Source organism: Streptomyces xylophagus, from assembly GCF_000716435.1.
GTDB classification, from domain to species: Bacteria; Actinomycetota; Actinomycetes; order Streptomycetales; family Streptomycetaceae; genus Streptomyces; species Streptomyces xylophagus.
In genome coordinates, this window is sequence record NZ_JNWO01000122.1 from 1 (window position 1) to 549 (window position 549).

At 62.5% G+C, this 549-nt stretch carries 1 protein-coding gene; it reads right to left on the bottom strand.

Going from position 1 to position 549, the window contains the following annotated elements:
- A partial coding sequence (locus OO70_RS50570; protein WP_158711691.1) for a phage baseplate assembly protein occupies window positions 1-508 on the bottom strand: 508 nt, incomplete at its 3' end.
- Between the last annotated feature and the right edge of the window lie 41 nt (window positions 509-549).

A 549-nucleotide genomic window follows, 5' to 3' on the forward strand; every position in this document is an offset into this window, starting at 1 on the left:
GCGCGAAGTCTTTCCACGGGGATTGCGCGCCGGAGCCTGCGCCGCCTCCGCCCATGCCGGTGCCCTCGCCGTCGAACGCCTGCGGCAGAACGAGCGAGAGGGTCGCGAACGATCCGCTCTCATCTTGCGTGAGCGAGACGCTCTTGATGAGCATCTGTTGGCTGAGCTTCAGGACGCGTGACTGAACGTAGACAAGGCCGTTTGCCTTCCAGAGTTGACCGCCGAGATCGAACCACGACTGCGACTTGATCTGCGCCGTGACGCTCTCGCCTTGCTGGCGGTTCTTGTGATGGCGGGCGCGATCCTTCGCGGTCTGCTCGTCGATGTCAGACTCTTGGTGAATGTGCTTGGGGAGATGGCGCTTGACAGACGGGTCCTTCTCCGTGGCAACGATCTGAAGCGACTTCTTGTCGGTCCCGTAGACGCGCTGCCCCTTGACCTTGTATTCGCTGTGCTGGTCGCCATCGTCGAATGCGGCGCTGCCAGCCAGGATGTTGATGCCCTCCATCAGCGGAGAGTTCGATCCGGCCGAGCCGCCCTTCGTCATCT